Here is a 14,123-nt window from a genome sequence, read left to right on the forward strand (position 1 = left end):
GCTCCTGGGGCCTAGAGGGGGATGTTGCCGTGCTTCTTCGGAGGCAGGGATTCCCGCTTGGTGCGCAGCTGACGCAGGCCGCGGACGATGTGGTGGCGGGTGTCGGACGGCATGATCACCGAGTCGATGTAGCCGCGCTCCGCCGCGATGTAGGGGTTGAGGAGGGTGTCCTCGTACTCCTGGATCAGCTGTGCGCGGGTGGCCTCGACGCTGTCCGCCTCGGCGATGGTGCGGCGGTGCAGGATGTTGACCGCGCCCTGGGCGCCCATGACGGCGATCTGGGCGGTCGGCCAGGCGAGGTTGAGGTCGGCGCCGAGGTGCTTGGAACCCATGACGTCGTACGCCCCACCGAAGGCCTTTCGGGTGATGACGGTGATGAGCGGAACGGTGGCCTCGGCGTAGGCGTAGATCAGCTTGGCGCCGCGGCGGATGATGCCGTCGTGTTCCTGGTCGACGCCGGGCAGGAAGCCGGGGACGTCGACGAAGGTGATGACGGGGATGTTGAAGGCGTCGCAGGTGCGCACGAAGCGCGAGGCCTTCTCGGACGCCTTGATGTCGAGGCAGCCGGCGAACTGCATGGGCTGGTTGGCGACAATCCCGACGGGGTGGCCCTCGACCCGGCCGTAGCCGGTGACGATGTTCGGCGCGAACAGGGCCTGGGTCTCGAAGAACTCGGCGTCGTCCAGGACGTGTTCGATCACCGTGCGGATGTCGTACGGCTGGTTGGCGCTGTCCGGGACGAGGGTGTCCAGCTCCAGGTCCTCGGCGGTGACGGCCAGGTCCGCCTCCTCGGCGAAGACCGGGGGCTCGGAGAGGTTGTTGGACGGCAGGTACGACAGCAACTGCTTGACGAACTCGATGGCGTCCTTCTCGTCGCCGGCCATGTGGTGGGCGACGCCGGAGACGGAGTTGTGGGTGCGGGCGCCGCCGAGTTCCTCGAAGCCGACGTCCTCGCCGGTGACGGTCTTGATGACGTCGGGTCCGGTGATGAACATGTGCGAGGTCTGGTCGACCATCACGGTGAAGTCGGTGATGGCGGGGGAGTAGACCGCGCCGCCCGCGCAGGGGCCGACGACCAGGCTGATCTGGGGGATGACGCCGGAGGCGTGGGTGTTGCGGCGGAAGATCTCGCCGTACGCGCCCAGCGAGGCCACGCCCTCCTGGATGCGGGCGCCGCCGGAGTCGTTGATGCCGATGACCGGGCAGCCGGTCTTCAGGGCGAAGTCCATGACCTTGACGATCTTCTGGCCGTAGACCTCGCCGAGGGCGCCGCCGAAGACGGTGAAGTCCTGGGAGAACACGGCGACGGGGCGGCCGTCGACGGTGCCGTAGCCGGTGACGACGCCGTCCCCGTACGGCCGGTTCTTTTCCAGGCCGAAGTTGGTGGAGCGGTGCCGGGCGAACTCGTCGAGCTCGACGAAGGAGCCCTCGTCCAGCAGGAGTTCGATCCGCTCACGGGCCGTCAGTTTGCCCTTGGCGTGCTGCTTTTCGACGGCGCGTGCGGAGCCGGCGTGCGTCGCCTCCTGGATACGGCGCTGGAGATCCGCGAGCTTCCCAGCGGTCGTATGAATGTCGATCTCGTGACGCTCTTCCGGCTCGGACATCGGGATGCGGCTCCCTGCCTGCTCAAAAGGGGGGACTGTTACTCATCCGTAGAGTAGTGGGGTGCCCATCAATCGGCAGTGCGGCGTTTCACACACCTAGGGTGGCTTGCATGACGCCGCGAGATGCCTCAGACGCGAACAGCAACCGGTGGTCCGACCTGGACCGTCCGCCTCTCAACGCCGCCGCGCTGCGGCGGGGGCTGGTCCGGGAGGGTGGACTCTGGTCCGAGGTGGAGGTGGTGCCGCGCACGGGCTCCACGAACAGCGACCTGGTGGCCCGGGTCGCGCAGGGCAAGGCGGCCGAGGGCGCGGTGCTGGTGGCCGAGGGGCAGACGGCGGGGCGAGGGCGCCTGGACCGTCAGTGGACGGCGCCCCCGCGCTCCGGCCTGTTCTTCTCGGTGCTGCTGCGGCCCGCGGATGTCCCGGTGGCCCGCTGGGGCTGGCTGCCGCTGCTCACCGGCGTGGCCGTGGCGACGGGGCTGTCCCGTGCGGCAGGCGTCGATACGGCACTCAAGTGGCCCAACGACCTCCTGGTGACCGTGGGTGACGAGGAGCGCAAGGCCGGCGGGATCCTCGCGGAGCGGGCCGGGGACGACGGGGTCGTGGTCGGCGTCGGCATCAACGTCACGCTCCGCGCCGACGAACTGCCGGTCCCGCAGGCGGGTTCGCTGGCCCTGGCCGGAGCGGTGAGCACGGACCGGGACACCCTGCTGAGGGCGGTGCTGCGCTCCCTGGAGGAGTGGTACGGCCGCTGGCGCTCGGCCGACGGCGACCCGGCCGTGAGCGGCCTCCAGGAGACGTACGCGGCTGGCTGCGCGACGTTGGGGCGTGTCGTGCGGGCGGAACTGCCGGGCGATCGGTCGATCACCGGCGAGGCGGTTGCTGTCGACGGCGACGGGAGGCTGGTGATCGCCACGGAGGCGGGGGTGCAGGAGCCGGTAGGCGCAGGAGACATCGTCCACCTGCGACTGGCGTGAGCAGACTCAGCCCATCTGGGGGCACCCCCTCTGGGGGAGCTTGAGGACGAGGCCGTTCAGGCCGATGCAGGGGTCTGGGGGGCGGCAGCCCCCAGTGAGCGGTCATACCAGCACCGCGTGGTCTGGACCGGTGCCGGAGGCGAAACCCCCGGCCGAACCTGACGGAGTGAGCTGGCGCACACCTGCCGTAGAGTTGAGGCCGGTCGATACGTGACCGCGGCAGATCGGAAGGGCAGCAGGCGTGACCGTCGACGACACGGGCTCCGGCGCGGGCGCGGACGGCCGGGTGGACCCTCCTCCCTCGGACGCGCTCGAGCGAGAGGATCCACACGCCGCCGACTCAGGCGAAGACCCGCTCACGCTGCGCCTGGAAACCCTCATCCTGGGCGCGGAGCGGCGCTACACCCCGTTTCAGGCCGCCCGCAGCGCCGGCGTATCCATGGAACTGGCGTCCCGCTTCTGGCGGGCGATGGGTTTCGCCGACATAGGCCAGGCCAAGGCCCTCACGGAGGCCGACGTACTGGCACTGCGGCGCCTGGCCGGTCTGGTCGAGGCGGGGCTGTTGAGCGAGGCCATGGCGGTGCAGGTGGCCCGGTCCACGGGACAGACGACCGCCCGGTTGGCTGAATGGCAGATCGATTCCTTCCTGGAGGGGCTGACCGAGCCCCCCGAGCCGGGTATGACGCGCACCGAGGTGACGTACCCCCTCGTCGAGCTGCTGCTGCCCGAGCTGGAGGAGTTCCTCGTCTACGTCTGGCGGCGCCAGCTCGCTGCCGCGACCGGCCGGGTCGTCCAGACCGGTGACGACGAGGAGATGGTGGACCGGCGGCTCGCGGTCGCGTTCGCCGACCTCGTCGGCTTCACCCGGCTGACCCGCCGTATGGAGGAGGAGGAACTCGGCGAACTCGTCGAGGCCTTCGAGACGACCGCCGCCGACCTGGTGGCCGCCCGCGGCGGCCGGCTCATCAAGACCCTGGGCGACGAGGTGCTCTACGCCGCCGACGACGCCGGTACGGCCGCCGAGATCGCCCTGCGCCTCATCGAGACGATGGCGCACGACGAGACGATGCCCGAGCTGCGTGTCGGCATGGCCTTCGGCACGGTGACGACCCGGATGGGCGACGTGTTCGGTACGACGGTGAACCTCGCCTCCCGGTTGACGTCGATAGCGCCGCGTGACTCGGTGCTGGTCGACAGCGCCTTCGCCGAGGAACTCATCCGCTCCGGTGAGGCGCCCGCCTCGGAGGCGGAGGCGGCCGAGGCGGAGGCCGCCGCGGAGAAGGAGGGCGAGGAACCGCCGACGTACCGCTTCGCGCTCCAGCCGATGTGGCAGCGCCCGGTCCGTGGCCTCGGTGTCGTCGAACCGTGGCTGCTCACCCGACGCGACAGCGAGCCCTGACGCCTGACGCCGGCCGTCACGGGTTCTCGGCCTGCTGGTTCTCGGCCTAGAGGTCCAGGTCCACGCACAGCCCGATGAGCGGCACGCACAAGCCGTCGGGGTCGTTCGGTGCCGGGGCGCCGGAACTCTGGCTCGGCGTCGGGGTCGGCTGCGGCGCGGAGGACGCGGTGGCCGGCGGCGGCCCGGCGGCGCCGGTCGCCGTCGGGACGGTGGATGTCTGCGGTACGGCCGCTGAGTGCGACCCGGTGGGCGTTGGCGTCGGTGACGCGAGCGGCCGGGTGCTCGTCGCGCCGGGGGTCGTCGGGGTGGCGCTCGCGCTGCCCATCACGGAAGTCGTCGTGGGCGGGGCCGTCGGTACGGTGCCCGCGGTGGCGTTCGTGTGGGTCGACCGGTCGCTCGCGCCGCCCGCATCCAGCCGGGGCTCCGCCTCGGCGGTGCCCGGAGCGCCGACCCCGGACTCGGGCGCCACACGGACGAGGCTGAGCACCCCGGCGGCCAGCGCGAGGCCTCCAGCGGCGAGCAGAACCGTCCTGCGCCGGGGCTTACGGTGCCGCCCGCGCCGCGCCGGCGCTCCGGCCCCGGGTGCCTCCGGAGGCTCGGCTGTCTTGGGGGGCGCGACGGGGCGAGCACCGGGACGGGACGCGGTCGTACGCGCGCCGGTGCCGGTGGTGGGTTCCTTCGGGGGCTTCGCTGCCGCACGTGCCGTGCGGGTTCGGGCGGTGGATTCTGGCGCAGGCGCGCCCTTGCCGGCCGCGCTCTTGGCCACGGGGTTCTCGGCCGCCGGGTTCTTGTCGGACGTCGTGCGCGGTGCGCCGGGGCGTGGGTTTGTGCCTGCGAGCGCGTTCAGGCCGGCTGCGTTCTTGCTTGCGGGGTTGTTGTTCGGCGTCGTGCGCGGTGCGCCGGGGCGTGGGTTCGTGCCCGTTGTGCCGGACGCGGTCGCCGCACCCGCGCGCGTCTCCGCGCGTGAGGCGCCCGAGGGGGCACCGGTGGACGATGGCTTCACCGGCGCATCCTGCTTCCCCGGCGCATCCTTGCGTGACGCGCCCGCGCTCCCGCCTGCAGCGCCACCCGACCCCGTACGCCTGTTCGTCATCGCGATCCCTCCCCGGATCCCGCTTCGCCGCGCCCCCCGAATGCGTCATGGCGGAGCGCACGTTATGCGTTCTCGTGTGCGATCGGATGGGAGTCGGGCGAAATGTCACTCGAACGGGGAATTCAGGGTGGCACTTTCCCCGGCAGGGCTCGGCTGCGATGATCGGGGAGACAGAGTTAACCTGCGTTAACCGGAGGGTGTCATGAGCGAGGAGCGGTTCGGGGAGTTCGTGCTGGTGCGCCGGCACGGTCACGTCGCGGAGCTCGTGCTGGACCGGCCCAAGGCCATGAACGCCGTCTCCAGCGAGATGGCCCGGTCCATCGGCAGCGCCTGCGCCGCACTCGCCGCCGACCGGGACGCGCGCGTGGTGGTGCTGACCTCTTCGCACGAACGGGCGTTCTGCGTGGGCGCCGACCTCAAGGAGCGGAACTCGTTCAGTGACGCGGAGCTGGTGCGCCAGCGCCCGGTTGCCCGGGGTGCCTACACCGGCGTGCTGGAGCTGCCGATGCCGACGATCGCCGCCGTGCACGGCTACGCGCTCGGCGGCGGGTTCGAGCTGGCGCTGTCCTGCGATCTGATCGTGGCCGACCGTACGGCCGTCGTCGGGCTGCCCGAGGTGTCCGTCGGCGTGATTCCGGGCGGCGGCGGCACGCAGCTGCTGCCGCGGCGGGTCGGCGCGGCGCGGGCGGCCGAGCTGATCTTCTCGGCGCGGCGGGTGGAGGCGGCCGAGGCGCGAGAGCTGGGGCTGGTGGACCATGTCGTGGAGGAGGGCGGCGACCGTACGGAGGCCCTTGCGCTGGCCGCCCGGATCGCCGCCAACTCGCCGGTCGGGCTGCGCGCGGCCAAGCGGGCGCTGCGGCTGGGGCACGGGCTCGATCTGCGGGCCGGGCTGGAGGTCGAGGACGCGGCGTGGCGCTCGGTGGCGTTCTCGGGGGACCGGGCGGAGGGCGTGGCGGCGTTCAACGAGAAGCGGAAGCCCGAGTGGCCGGGCGAGTGAAGTGCTCGGTGCTGCGGCTGGTCCACCTGTTCGCCGTACCAATGCCCCGTTTCGGTCGGAACGTCCCTAACCTGGAGTGATGGGTGAGGACAACCGGCTCGCGGACGTCGTGGCGCTGGCGCAGGGGATGGCGGCGGCGCACACTCCTCCCGAGTCCTGGCGGGCCGCAGCGTTCGGTGCGTGCCGGGCGCTGGACGGCAGCTTCGCCGCGCTGTCGGTGTGGGAGCGGGAGCTGGGGCGGCTCAGGGTCCTCGTGAACGTGGGGGAGCGGGCGCCGGACGAGGCGGAGTTCCCGGACGACGAGGCCTATCCGGTGCACCAGTTCCCGGAGATCACCGAGTTCCTGCACGAGCGCTGGGCGGGCGGCGGTGGTGCCAACGCCTGGGTCGAGAACGCCGAGGGTCCCACCGAGGGCCGACCCGGCTACTTCCATCAGCGCGTCGCCGCCCTGCGCCGCCGCGGCCGGGGCTGCTGCGTCGTCGCCCCGGTCGTGCTGCACGGGCGGGCCTGGGGCGAGCTGTATGTCGCGCGCCCGGCCGGCGCCCCCGTCTTCGGCCGGGCCGACGCCGACTTCGCCACCGTCCTGGCTGCCGTGGTCGCCGCCGGGATCGCGCAGACCGAGCGTCTGGAGGAGGCCCAGCGGCTGGCGTACACCGACGCCCTGACCGGGCTCGCCAACCGCCGCGCCGTCGACGCGCGCCTCGACGAGGCCATCGACCGGCATCGCAGGGAGGGCGTCGTGGTCAGCCTCGTCGTGTGCGACCTCAACGGACTCAAGCGCGTCAACGACACCCAGGGGCACGCCGTCGGCGACCGGCTCCTCGAACGCTTCGGTTCCGTCCTGTCGCTGTGCGGGGCGATGCTGCCGGGGGCGCTCGCGGCGCGGCTCGGCGGCGACGAGTTCTGTCTGCTCACGGTAGGTGTCCCGGCCGACGACGTGGTCAAGGCGGCGGACGAACTGTGCCGCCGCGCCGCGGAGTTGGAGCTGGGCGACGGGGTCGCCTGCGGAGTCGCCTCCACCGAGGACCCCATCGGCCCGGTGGGCTCGGCGCGCCGGCTGTTCCGGCTGGCCGACGCGGCACAGTACCGGGCCAAGGCGATGCGCGCGGACCGGCCGGTCGTCGCCGGGCGCGGGGGCCCGGACGATCCGGTGATACGGCTTGCGGACGAACCGTCGCCCGAGGCCCCGGCGGAACGTCGCCGCTTCCGCGGGCGCCGACCATGAACCGGTCACCCTGATTCGGTAAGGGTCAACCCCGATCCCCACTAGTGACACCGTCGCATTCAATGCGTACGCTCCTGAATATGGATATGCACACTGTGGTGGTGGGGACGACGGGTGTCACCGCGTCCGACGTTCTCGCCGTGGCGCGCGGCGGCGCCCGCGTCGAGCTCTCGGCCGAGGCGGTGGCCGCCCTCGCGGCCGCCCGCGAGATCGTGGACGCGCTGGCGGCCAAGCCGGAACCGGTCTACGGCGTCAGCACCGGCTTCGGCGCCCTGGCGACCCGGCACATCAGCCAGGAACTGCGCGCCCAGCTGCAGCGCAACATCGTCCGCTCGCACGCCGCAGGCATGGGACCGCGCGTCGAGCGGGAAGTCGTACGGGCCCTGATGTTCCTGCGGCTCAAGACCGTCTGCTCCGGACACACCGGCGTGCGGCCCGAGGTCGCCCAGACCATGGCCGACGTGCTGAACGCCGGAATCACGCCCGTTGTGCACGAGTACGGCTCCCTGGGCTGTTCCGGTGACCTGGCCCCCCTGTCGCACTGCGCCCTCACGCTCATGGGCGAGGGCGACGCCGAGGGGCCCGACGGGACTGTACGCCCCGCCGGTGAGCTGCTCGCCGCGCACGGCATCGTGCCCGTCGAGCTGCGCGAGAAGGAGGGCCTCGCCCTTCTCAACGGCACCGACGGCATGCTCGGCATGTTGGTCATGGCTCTCGCCGACCTCGACTCTCTCTACAAGTCCGCCGACATCACCGCCGCCCTGTCCCTCGAGGCGCTCCTCGGCACCGACAAGGTGCTCGCGCCCGAGCTGCACGCCATCCGCCCGCACCCCGGCCAGGGCGCCAGCGCCGCCAACATGCTGGCCGTACTGAAGGATTCAGAGCTCACCGGCCACCACCAGGACGACGCCCCGCGTGTCCAGGACGCCTACTCGGTGCGCTGCGCCCCGCAGGTCGCCGGTGCCGGCCGGGACACCATCGCGCACGCCCGTCTGGTCGCCGAGCGCGAGTTGGCCTCCGCCGTGGACAACCCGGTGGTGTTGCCCGACGGTCGCGTCGAGTCCAACGGCAACTTCCACGGCGCCCCGGTCGCCTACGTGCTCGACTTCCTGGCCATCGCCGCCGCCGACCTCGGCTCCATCGCCGAGCGCCGCACCGACCGGCTGCTGGACAAGAACCGCAGCCACGGCCTGCCGCCGTTCCTGGCGGACGACGCGGGTGTCGACTCCGGGCTCATGATCGCCCAGTACACGCAGGCCGCGCTGGTCAGCGAGATGAAGCGGCTCGCCGTACCGGCGTCCGCGGACTCGATCCCGTCCTCCGCGATGCAGGAGGACCATGTGTCGATGGGCTGGTCGGCCGCGCGCAAGCTGCGCATCGCCGTCGACAACCTCACCCGGATCATCGCCGTCGAGCTGTACGCCGCCACCCGCGCCATCGAACTGCGCGAGGGACTCACCCCGGCGCCCGCGTCGCAGGCGGTCATCGAGGCCGTACGGGCCGCGGGGGTGCAGGGGCCCGGCCCGGACCGGTTCCTGGCGCCCGACCTCGCCGCCGCCGACGCCTTCGTGCGCGCCGGCGGACTCGTGGCCGCCGCCGAGAAGGTCACCGGCCCGCTCCAGTAGGCAGCGATGGGGCCCTGCCGATTGCGTCGGCAGGGCCCCGAAACGTCACTTCGGCTCAACTCCGCGGTGCTCAGCGCCTCGGCGGCCTTCGCCGGCGGCCGAACCCTCGGCGTCGTCCGAACTCCCCTCGGAACAGCCGGTGATGACGGCGAGCGACAGCACGCTCACGGCGGCGGTGGCACACAGCCGCACCCCCGATGCGTCGCGAGTCGAAGAATCGTCAAGCGACGTCAGAAACCCAGGCGTTCCCGGCGAACCGAATACACCACGAACCCGGCGCCCACGCCCAGGAACAGCGTGCCGGCGACGACGTACGGCGTGGTGTCGAAGCTTCCGGTGTCGGCGAGCCGGGTGCTGTCCACCGAGTCCGCGGCGGACTGCGCGGTGGCCTCGGACATCGCACGGGCCTGCTGGGTGACCTCTGCCGTCGCGGACTGCACCCTCGACTGGTCGCCCTGGGTCGCGTTGGCGGACGGGACGAACCACAGGGCGGCGAGCAGGGTACCCGCGGCGGTGGCGGTCAGCAGCGGGCGGCGAACGGATGACACGGAATATCGATCCCCTTGTGGCGCTGGCGAATTGGCCGTGTGAGGTGATGTTAGTGAAAATCGCGGGTCACGGGAAAGTCACGGGAGGTTTCGGCCGTACGCTCCGAGCATGAGCACTCCAGAGACATCACGTTTTGTGCGCCTTCGGGTGGAGCTGGTCCTCGAGATCGAGGACGACGAGGCGATCACCAAGCGGGCGCTGCAACGCCTTGCGGGCGAGGCCGACATGCCCGACGACGAGCGCGTCCACGCCGAGGCCGCTGTGACGGAAGACACGGCGGAGGCCGTCGCGTATCTGGTGGATCCGTTCGACCTGGTCAGTGAGGTGCCCGGGGTCGAGCTCCAGCAGGCCTCCTGGTCCAGCGAGCGCGTCGACTACGACCCCGATTCGCCCGACTGGGATCTCGACGAGGATGATGTCGAGGACGACGACGAGGACGAGGACGGCAAGGGCTGAGCGTCTTGGGGAATTCGTGACCCCGGACGGCAACCGCGGTCCGGGGTTTCGTCGTCTCAGGGGGCGCACGGACCGACTCCCGCACCACCCCTTCCCCTTCGCAGACGTGGGATGCCCCACATTGTCGAGGGGTGTGGAACGGGACGAACCGGTCGTAGCGTTGGTGGTTCTTGACGGGCTGTCGGGGTTTCGCGAATTCGGAAGCGATGGAGAAGCGTGTGATGACGGACAGTAAGCGGCGCAAGGGCCTGTTGGCCGCGTCCGCACTGCTCGGCGGTGTGCTGGTGCTCACAGGCTGTTCCGGTGGCGATGCCAACGCCTCGGACAGTGGCAACGGCGACACCTCTCAGGCGAAGGTGGACGAGGCGGCTGCCCAGAAGGCGTCCGAAGCCGAAATCACGATCACGCCGAAGGACGGCTCGGACAACGCCTCCATCAACAACTCGGCCGCCGTCACCGTGACCAAGGGCACGCTCACGGGCGTGACGATGACCACTGCCGACGGCACCGACGTCCAGGGCCAGTTGTCCGCCGACAAGAAGACCTGGAAGCCCAGCGTCCAGCTGCAGCGGTCCACCACCTACAAGGTCGCCGCCGAGGCCAAGGACGCCAAGGGTCTCGTCGCCCACGAGAACGCCTCGTTCACCACGGTCTCCCCGGACAACAGCTTCATAGGCAACTTCACCCCCGAGGCCGGCTCGACCGTCGGCGTGGGCATGCCGGTGTCGATCAACTTCAACAAGGCGATCACCAACAAGACCGCCGTCCAGAAGGGCATCACGGTCACCTCCAGCAGCGGGCAGGAGGTCGTCTGTCACTGGTTCAGCACCCAGCGCATGGACTGCCGCCCCCAGGACTACTGGAAGGAGAACTCCACCGTCACGCTGAAGCTCGCGCTCGACGGCGTCGAGGGTGCGAACGGCGTCTACGGCGTGCAGCAGAAGACGGTCTCCTTCCACATCGGCCGCAACCAGGTCTCCTACGTCGACGCGAACACCAAGCAGATGAAGGTCACGCAGGACGGCAAGGTCGTCAAGACCATCCCGATCTCCGCCGGTTCGCCCGACAACAAGACCTACCAGGGCCAGATGGTGATGTCGGAGAAGTTCAAGGAGACGCGCATGAACGGCGCGACCGTGGGCTTCACCGACGACGACGGCAAGGGCGAGTACGACATCAAGGACGTGCCGCACGCCATCCGCCTGACCACCTCGGGCACCTTCATCCACGGCAACTACTGGGGCGCCCCCTCGGTCTTCGGCAGCGTGAACACCAGCCACGGCTGCGTCGGCCTGCAGGACAAGAAGGGCGCGAACGACGCGAGCATGCCCGCCGCGTGGTTCTACAACAGCTCCATCGTCGGTGACGTCGTGGTCATCTCCAACACGGGCGACAAGACCGTCGCCCCGGACAACGGCCTCAACGGCTGGAACATGGACTGGGCGCAGTGGAAGGCCGGTTCGGCCGTCTGACCCTCGCCCGACAGATCGACAGCTGGACCGGTGCCGCTCCTTCCGAGGAGCGGCACCGGTGTTTTCGGGGCCGCAGGAAGGCGTTCCGAGGGCTGGGCACAGCCTTCTCATGCTCCTCTTATTACGGCCTTATCGAGTCATCACGGTCCGTACCTAGCTTGCGGGCCATGTTCTTCACCTACCTGAGGCGCGAACTGCGCCGCCGCAGAAAGGCGGCCCTCGTCGTCGCCTCCGGACTCGCGCTGGGCATCGCGCTGGTCATCGTGGTCAACTCCGTGTCCAACGGCATGGGGAAAGCCCAGGACAAGGTCCTCCAGTCGCTCTACGGCCTCGGCACGGACATGACCGTCACCAAGGCGGCGGACCCGACGGCCGGCACCTCGCAGCGGCCCCGCTTCCAGTTCGACGCCAAGGGCAGCGAGGACGACTCGACCCAGAGCAGCGACCGGGTCATGGTGCAGGGCTTCACCACCCTGGCCGACTCGACGGTCACCAAGGTCGGTGGCCAGACGGGTGTTTCCTCCGCCGTCGGCGGGCTGAACCTCCGGGTGTTCAAGGTCAGCGGCCAGTTCACCCGCGGCCAGTTCCAGCAGAACGGCGACGGCGGCGGATTCCAGCGCGGGGGTGGCACGGGCGCGCCGCAGGGTGAAGTCAAGGGCGGCGGCGCGAACTTCGACATCAACCAGTACAGCGTCTTCGGCACCGACGTCACCAAGTCCGCGCTCGGCCCGCTGACGTCCTCGAAGATCACCAGCGGCCGTACCTTCAAGACCACCGAGACGAACGCCAAGGTGGCCGTGGCCGACTCGGCGTACGCCAAGGAGAAGAAGTACAAAGTCGGTTCGACCGTCACGATCAAGGGCACCAAGTTCACGATCGTCGGCATCGCGACCGCCGACAGCGGGGACTCGGCGGCCAACCTGTACATTCCGCTCAAGCAGGCGCAGACCCTGGCCGGCGAGAAGAACAAGGTCACCACGATCTACGTCACGGCGACCGACTCCCAGCAGATCGACACCGTCAAGAGCGCCATCCAGAAGAACGTCTCCGGTACGACGGTGACCACGTCCGCCGACCTCGCCAAGACGGTCTCCGGCTCGCTGTCCACCGCGTCCAGTCTCGCGACCAACGTCGGCAAGTGGCTGTCGATCGCGGTGCTCGTGGCCGCGTTCCTGGTCGCCGGGCTGCTCACGTCCGCGGCCGTCTCCCGGCGGGTGCGCGAGTTCGGCACGCTGAAGGCGCTGGGCTGGAAGTCGGGGCGGGTGACCCGGCAGGTGGTCGGTGAGGCCGTCGTCAACGGTCTCGTGGGCGGTGCGCTCGGGATCGCGCTCGGTCTGGCGGGTGCGTATGCCGTTACGGCGATCAGCCCGACGTTGCAGGCGCAGCTCGGGAGTGCGGGGGGCGGCGCCGGCGGTGGTCTGGGCGGCGGCGGTGCCTTCGGCGGCGGTGGCGGCGGTGGTGGCTTCGGTGGGCCCGGCCGGCAGACGGCCAGGTCGCTGGAGGTCGCGCTCACCGCGCCGGTGAGTCCTACGACCATCGCGCTCGCCGTCGGCCTCGCGGTGGCCGGCGGGCTGATCGCGGGCGCGTTCGGGGGGTGGCGGGCGTCGCGGCTGCGGCCTGCGGATGCGTTGCGGCGCGTGGAGTAGCGATCCGTTGTGCGGCGGTACCCGGCGCTGGTGCTGGGCGGGTGGGGTTTCGCTCGCCCGCGCTTGCAGGGTGCCGCCTGCGCCCACCCTCCCCCACTCTCGGCTTCGCTCGAGCGGGGGGACCCCCATCGCCCCAGCGGCACGACTGCCCGCAGCTACGTAACCACGGCTTCCAGGAGTTGTCCCATGTACGAACTCAGAAGCGTCACCAAGCGCTACACCCGAGGCAAAGACATCGTTCACGCCCTCGACGGCATCGATCTGACCATCGGTGACGGCGACCGGCTGGTCATCCAGGGTCCCACCGGCGGCGGCAAGTCGACGCTGCTTCAGATGCTCGGCGGGCTCGACCGTCCGACCGCCGGCGAAGTCGTCCTCGACGGAACCGACTTGGCCAAGCTCTCCGAGGCCCGGCTCACCAGGGTCCGCAGCGAGAACATCGGCTTCGTCTTCCAGTCCTTCAACCTCATCCCGACGCTCACCGCACAGGAGAACGTCGAGACCGCCCTCGTCCCGCTCGGCGTGAAGACGAAGGACCGGCGCGAACGGGCCGCCGAGGCACTGAAGTCGGTCGGGCTCGGTGAGCGCCTCGCCCACCTCCCCGGCGAGATGTCCGGTGGCCAGCAGCAGCGCGTCGCCATCGCCCGAGCCCTGGTCAAGCAGCCTAAGGTGCTGCTCGCCGACGAGCCCACCGGCAACCTCGACGAAGGCATGCGGGACGAGATCATGGACGTACTCGAACGCATGTGGAAGGAGCACGGGTTGACGTTCATCATGGTCACCCACGACTCCGCCATCGCGAAGAAGGCCCCGCGCGTCGCGACCATCCGCAAGGGAAAGATCACGGTCAAGGAGAACGCGGGCGCATAACACAGAATCCAAGAGGTTCAACCGCACGATCTGGTAACGGAGTTCCCCCGGCGACGTAACATTTCCCACTGCCGCCTCTCACCGTTCTCTCATCTCTTGAGCCTGCTGATCACCCCCCGGCATACTCCGTGTTCCGGGGGGTTGACGCGCATGCGTACGGGACAGCCCCCGGCCGGGTGAACGGGGAATTCGCCCGGTACTCCAACTCCC

General features: G+C 70.5%; 12 protein-coding genes. 9 read left to right on the forward strand and 3 right to left on the reverse strand.

All coding sequences use genetic code 11. The features are described from left to right. Positions 1 to 11 precede the first annotated feature (11 nt). Positions 12 to 1,604, reverse strand: a complete 1,593-nt coding sequence (locus ACFYXB_RS02565; RefSeq protein WP_389576964.1) for an acyl-CoA carboxylase subunit beta — start codon at positions 1,602 to 1,604, stop codon at positions 12 to 14. A gap of 110 nt (positions 1,605 to 1,714) precedes the next feature. Here ACFYXB_RS02565 and ACFYXB_RS02570 point away from each other — a divergent pair, with 110 nt between their 5' ends. Both ACFYXB_RS02570 and ACFYXB_RS02575 read left to right on the forward strand, forming a co-directional pair. Beyond that, positions 1,715 to 2,581 carry a biotin--[acetyl-CoA-carboxylase] ligase gene (locus ACFYXB_RS02570; RefSeq protein WP_389576966.1) on the forward strand — a complete coding sequence of 289 codons (867 nt, stop codon included), beginning with the start codon at positions 1,715 to 1,717 and terminating at the stop codon, positions 2,579 to 2,581. A gap of 241 nt (positions 2,582 to 2,822) precedes the next feature. Next, positions 2,823 to 3,980, forward strand: coding sequence for an adenylate/guanylate cyclase domain-containing protein (locus ACFYXB_RS02575; RefSeq protein ID WP_351351868.1), 1,158 nt, complete (start codon positions 2,823 to 2,825; stop codon positions 3,978 to 3,980). Positions 3,981 to 4,026: 46 nt separating this feature from the next. On the opposite strand, the gene ACFYXB_RS02580 is transcribed toward ACFYXB_RS02575, so the two are convergent. Continuing rightward, complete coding sequence (locus tag ACFYXB_RS02580) at positions 4,027 to 4,983, reverse strand: hypothetical protein (RefSeq protein WP_389576968.1); 957 nt, start codon at positions 4,981 to 4,983, stop codon at positions 4,027 to 4,029. 292 nt (positions 4,984 to 5,275) lie between these two features. Between ACFYXB_RS02580 and ACFYXB_RS02585 the strand changes: the two genes are divergently transcribed. From ACFYXB_RS02585 to hutH, 3 genes are all read left to right on the forward strand, one after another. Continuing rightward, positions 5,276 to 6,070, forward strand: a complete 795-nt coding sequence (locus ACFYXB_RS02585; RefSeq protein WP_389576970.1) for an enoyl-CoA hydratase/isomerase family protein — start codon at positions 5,276 to 5,278, stop codon at positions 6,068 to 6,070. A 79-nt stretch (positions 6,071 to 6,149) separates the two neighbouring features. Further along, positions 6,150 to 7,295 (forward strand): diguanylate cyclase domain-containing protein, encoded by a 1,146-nt coding sequence (locus ACFYXB_RS02590; RefSeq protein WP_389576972.1) that lies wholly within the window; start codon positions 6,150 to 6,152, stop codon positions 7,293 to 7,295. Positions 7,296 to 7,381: 86 nt separating this feature from the next. After that, positions 7,382 to 8,920 (forward strand): histidine ammonia-lyase, encoded by a 1,539-nt coding sequence (hutH, locus tag ACFYXB_RS02595; RefSeq protein WP_389577434.1) that lies wholly within the window; start codon positions 7,382 to 7,384, stop codon positions 8,918 to 8,920. A 230-nt stretch (positions 8,921 to 9,150) separates the two neighbouring features. On the opposite strand, the gene ACFYXB_RS02600 is transcribed toward hutH, so the two are convergent. Further along, positions 9,151 to 9,468 (reverse strand): LPXTG cell wall anchor domain-containing protein, encoded by a 318-nt coding sequence (locus ACFYXB_RS02600; protein ID WP_351351876.1) that lies wholly within the window; start codon positions 9,466 to 9,468, stop codon positions 9,151 to 9,153. Positions 9,469 to 9,577: 109 nt separating this feature from the next. On the opposite strand from ACFYXB_RS02600, the gene ACFYXB_RS02605 reads away from it, so the two are divergent. The 4 genes from ACFYXB_RS02605 (at position 9,578) to ACFYXB_RS02620 (ending at position 13,913) form a co-directional block, all read left to right on the forward strand. Further along, a complete protein-coding gene (locus ACFYXB_RS02605) occupies positions 9,578 to 9,925 on the forward strand; it encodes a hypothetical protein (RefSeq protein WP_389576974.1) in 348 nt (115 codons plus the stop codon). 221 nt (positions 9,926 to 10,146) lie between these two features. After that, positions 10,147 to 11,397, forward strand: coding sequence for an Ig-like domain-containing protein (locus ACFYXB_RS02610; protein WP_389576976.1), 1,251 nt, complete (start codon positions 10,147 to 10,149; stop codon positions 11,395 to 11,397). A gap of 167 nt (positions 11,398 to 11,564) precedes the next feature. Continuing rightward, positions 11,565 to 13,043, forward strand: a complete 1,479-nt coding sequence (locus ACFYXB_RS02615) for an ABC transporter permease (protein WP_389576977.1) — start codon at positions 11,565 to 11,567, stop codon at positions 13,041 to 13,043. A gap of 186 nt (positions 13,044 to 13,229) precedes the next feature. After that, a complete protein-coding gene (locus tag ACFYXB_RS02620) occupies positions 13,230 to 13,913 on the forward strand; it encodes an ABC transporter ATP-binding protein (RefSeq protein WP_389576979.1) in 684 nt (227 codons plus the stop codon). Positions 13,914 to 14,123 lie beyond the last annotated feature (210 nt).

The sequence above is a fragment of the Streptomyces sp. NPDC002619 genome (assembly GCF_042889305.1).
GTDB lineage: Bacteria > Actinomycetota > Actinomycetes > Streptomycetales > Streptomycetaceae > Streptomyces.

Bases quoted from the DNA above. Each gene is read 5' to 3' on its own strand.
- ACFYXB_RS02565 (WP_389576964.1), bottom strand. From the start codon at position 1,604: ATGTCCGAGCCGGAAGAGCGTCACGAGATCGACATTCATACGACCGCT.
- ACFYXB_RS02570 (WP_389576966.1), top strand. From the start codon at position 1,715: ATGACGCCGCGAGATGCCTCAGACGCGAACAGCAACCGGTGGTCCGAC.
- ACFYXB_RS02585 (WP_389576970.1), top strand. From the start codon at position 5,276: ATGAGCGAGGAGCGGTTCGGGGAGTTCGTGCTGGTGCGCCGGCACGGT.
- ACFYXB_RS02590 (WP_389576972.1), top strand. From the start codon at position 6,150: ATGGGTGAGGACAACCGGCTCGCGGACGTCGTGGCGCTGGCGCAGGGG.
- hutH (WP_389577434.1), top strand. From the start codon at position 7,382: ATGCACACTGTGGTGGTGGGGACGACGGGTGTCACCGCGTCCGACGTT.
- ACFYXB_RS02605 (WP_389576974.1), top strand. From the start codon at position 9,578: ATGAGCACTCCAGAGACATCACGTTTTGTGCGCCTTCGGGTGGAGCTG.
- ACFYXB_RS02610 (WP_389576976.1), top strand. From the start codon at position 10,147: ATGACGGACAGTAAGCGGCGCAAGGGCCTGTTGGCCGCGTCCGCACTG.
- ACFYXB_RS02615 (WP_389576977.1), top strand. From the start codon at position 11,565: ATGTTCTTCACCTACCTGAGGCGCGAACTGCGCCGCCGCAGAAAGGCG.
- ACFYXB_RS02620 (WP_389576979.1), top strand. From the start codon at position 13,230: ATGTACGAACTCAGAAGCGTCACCAAGCGCTACACCCGAGGCAAAGAC.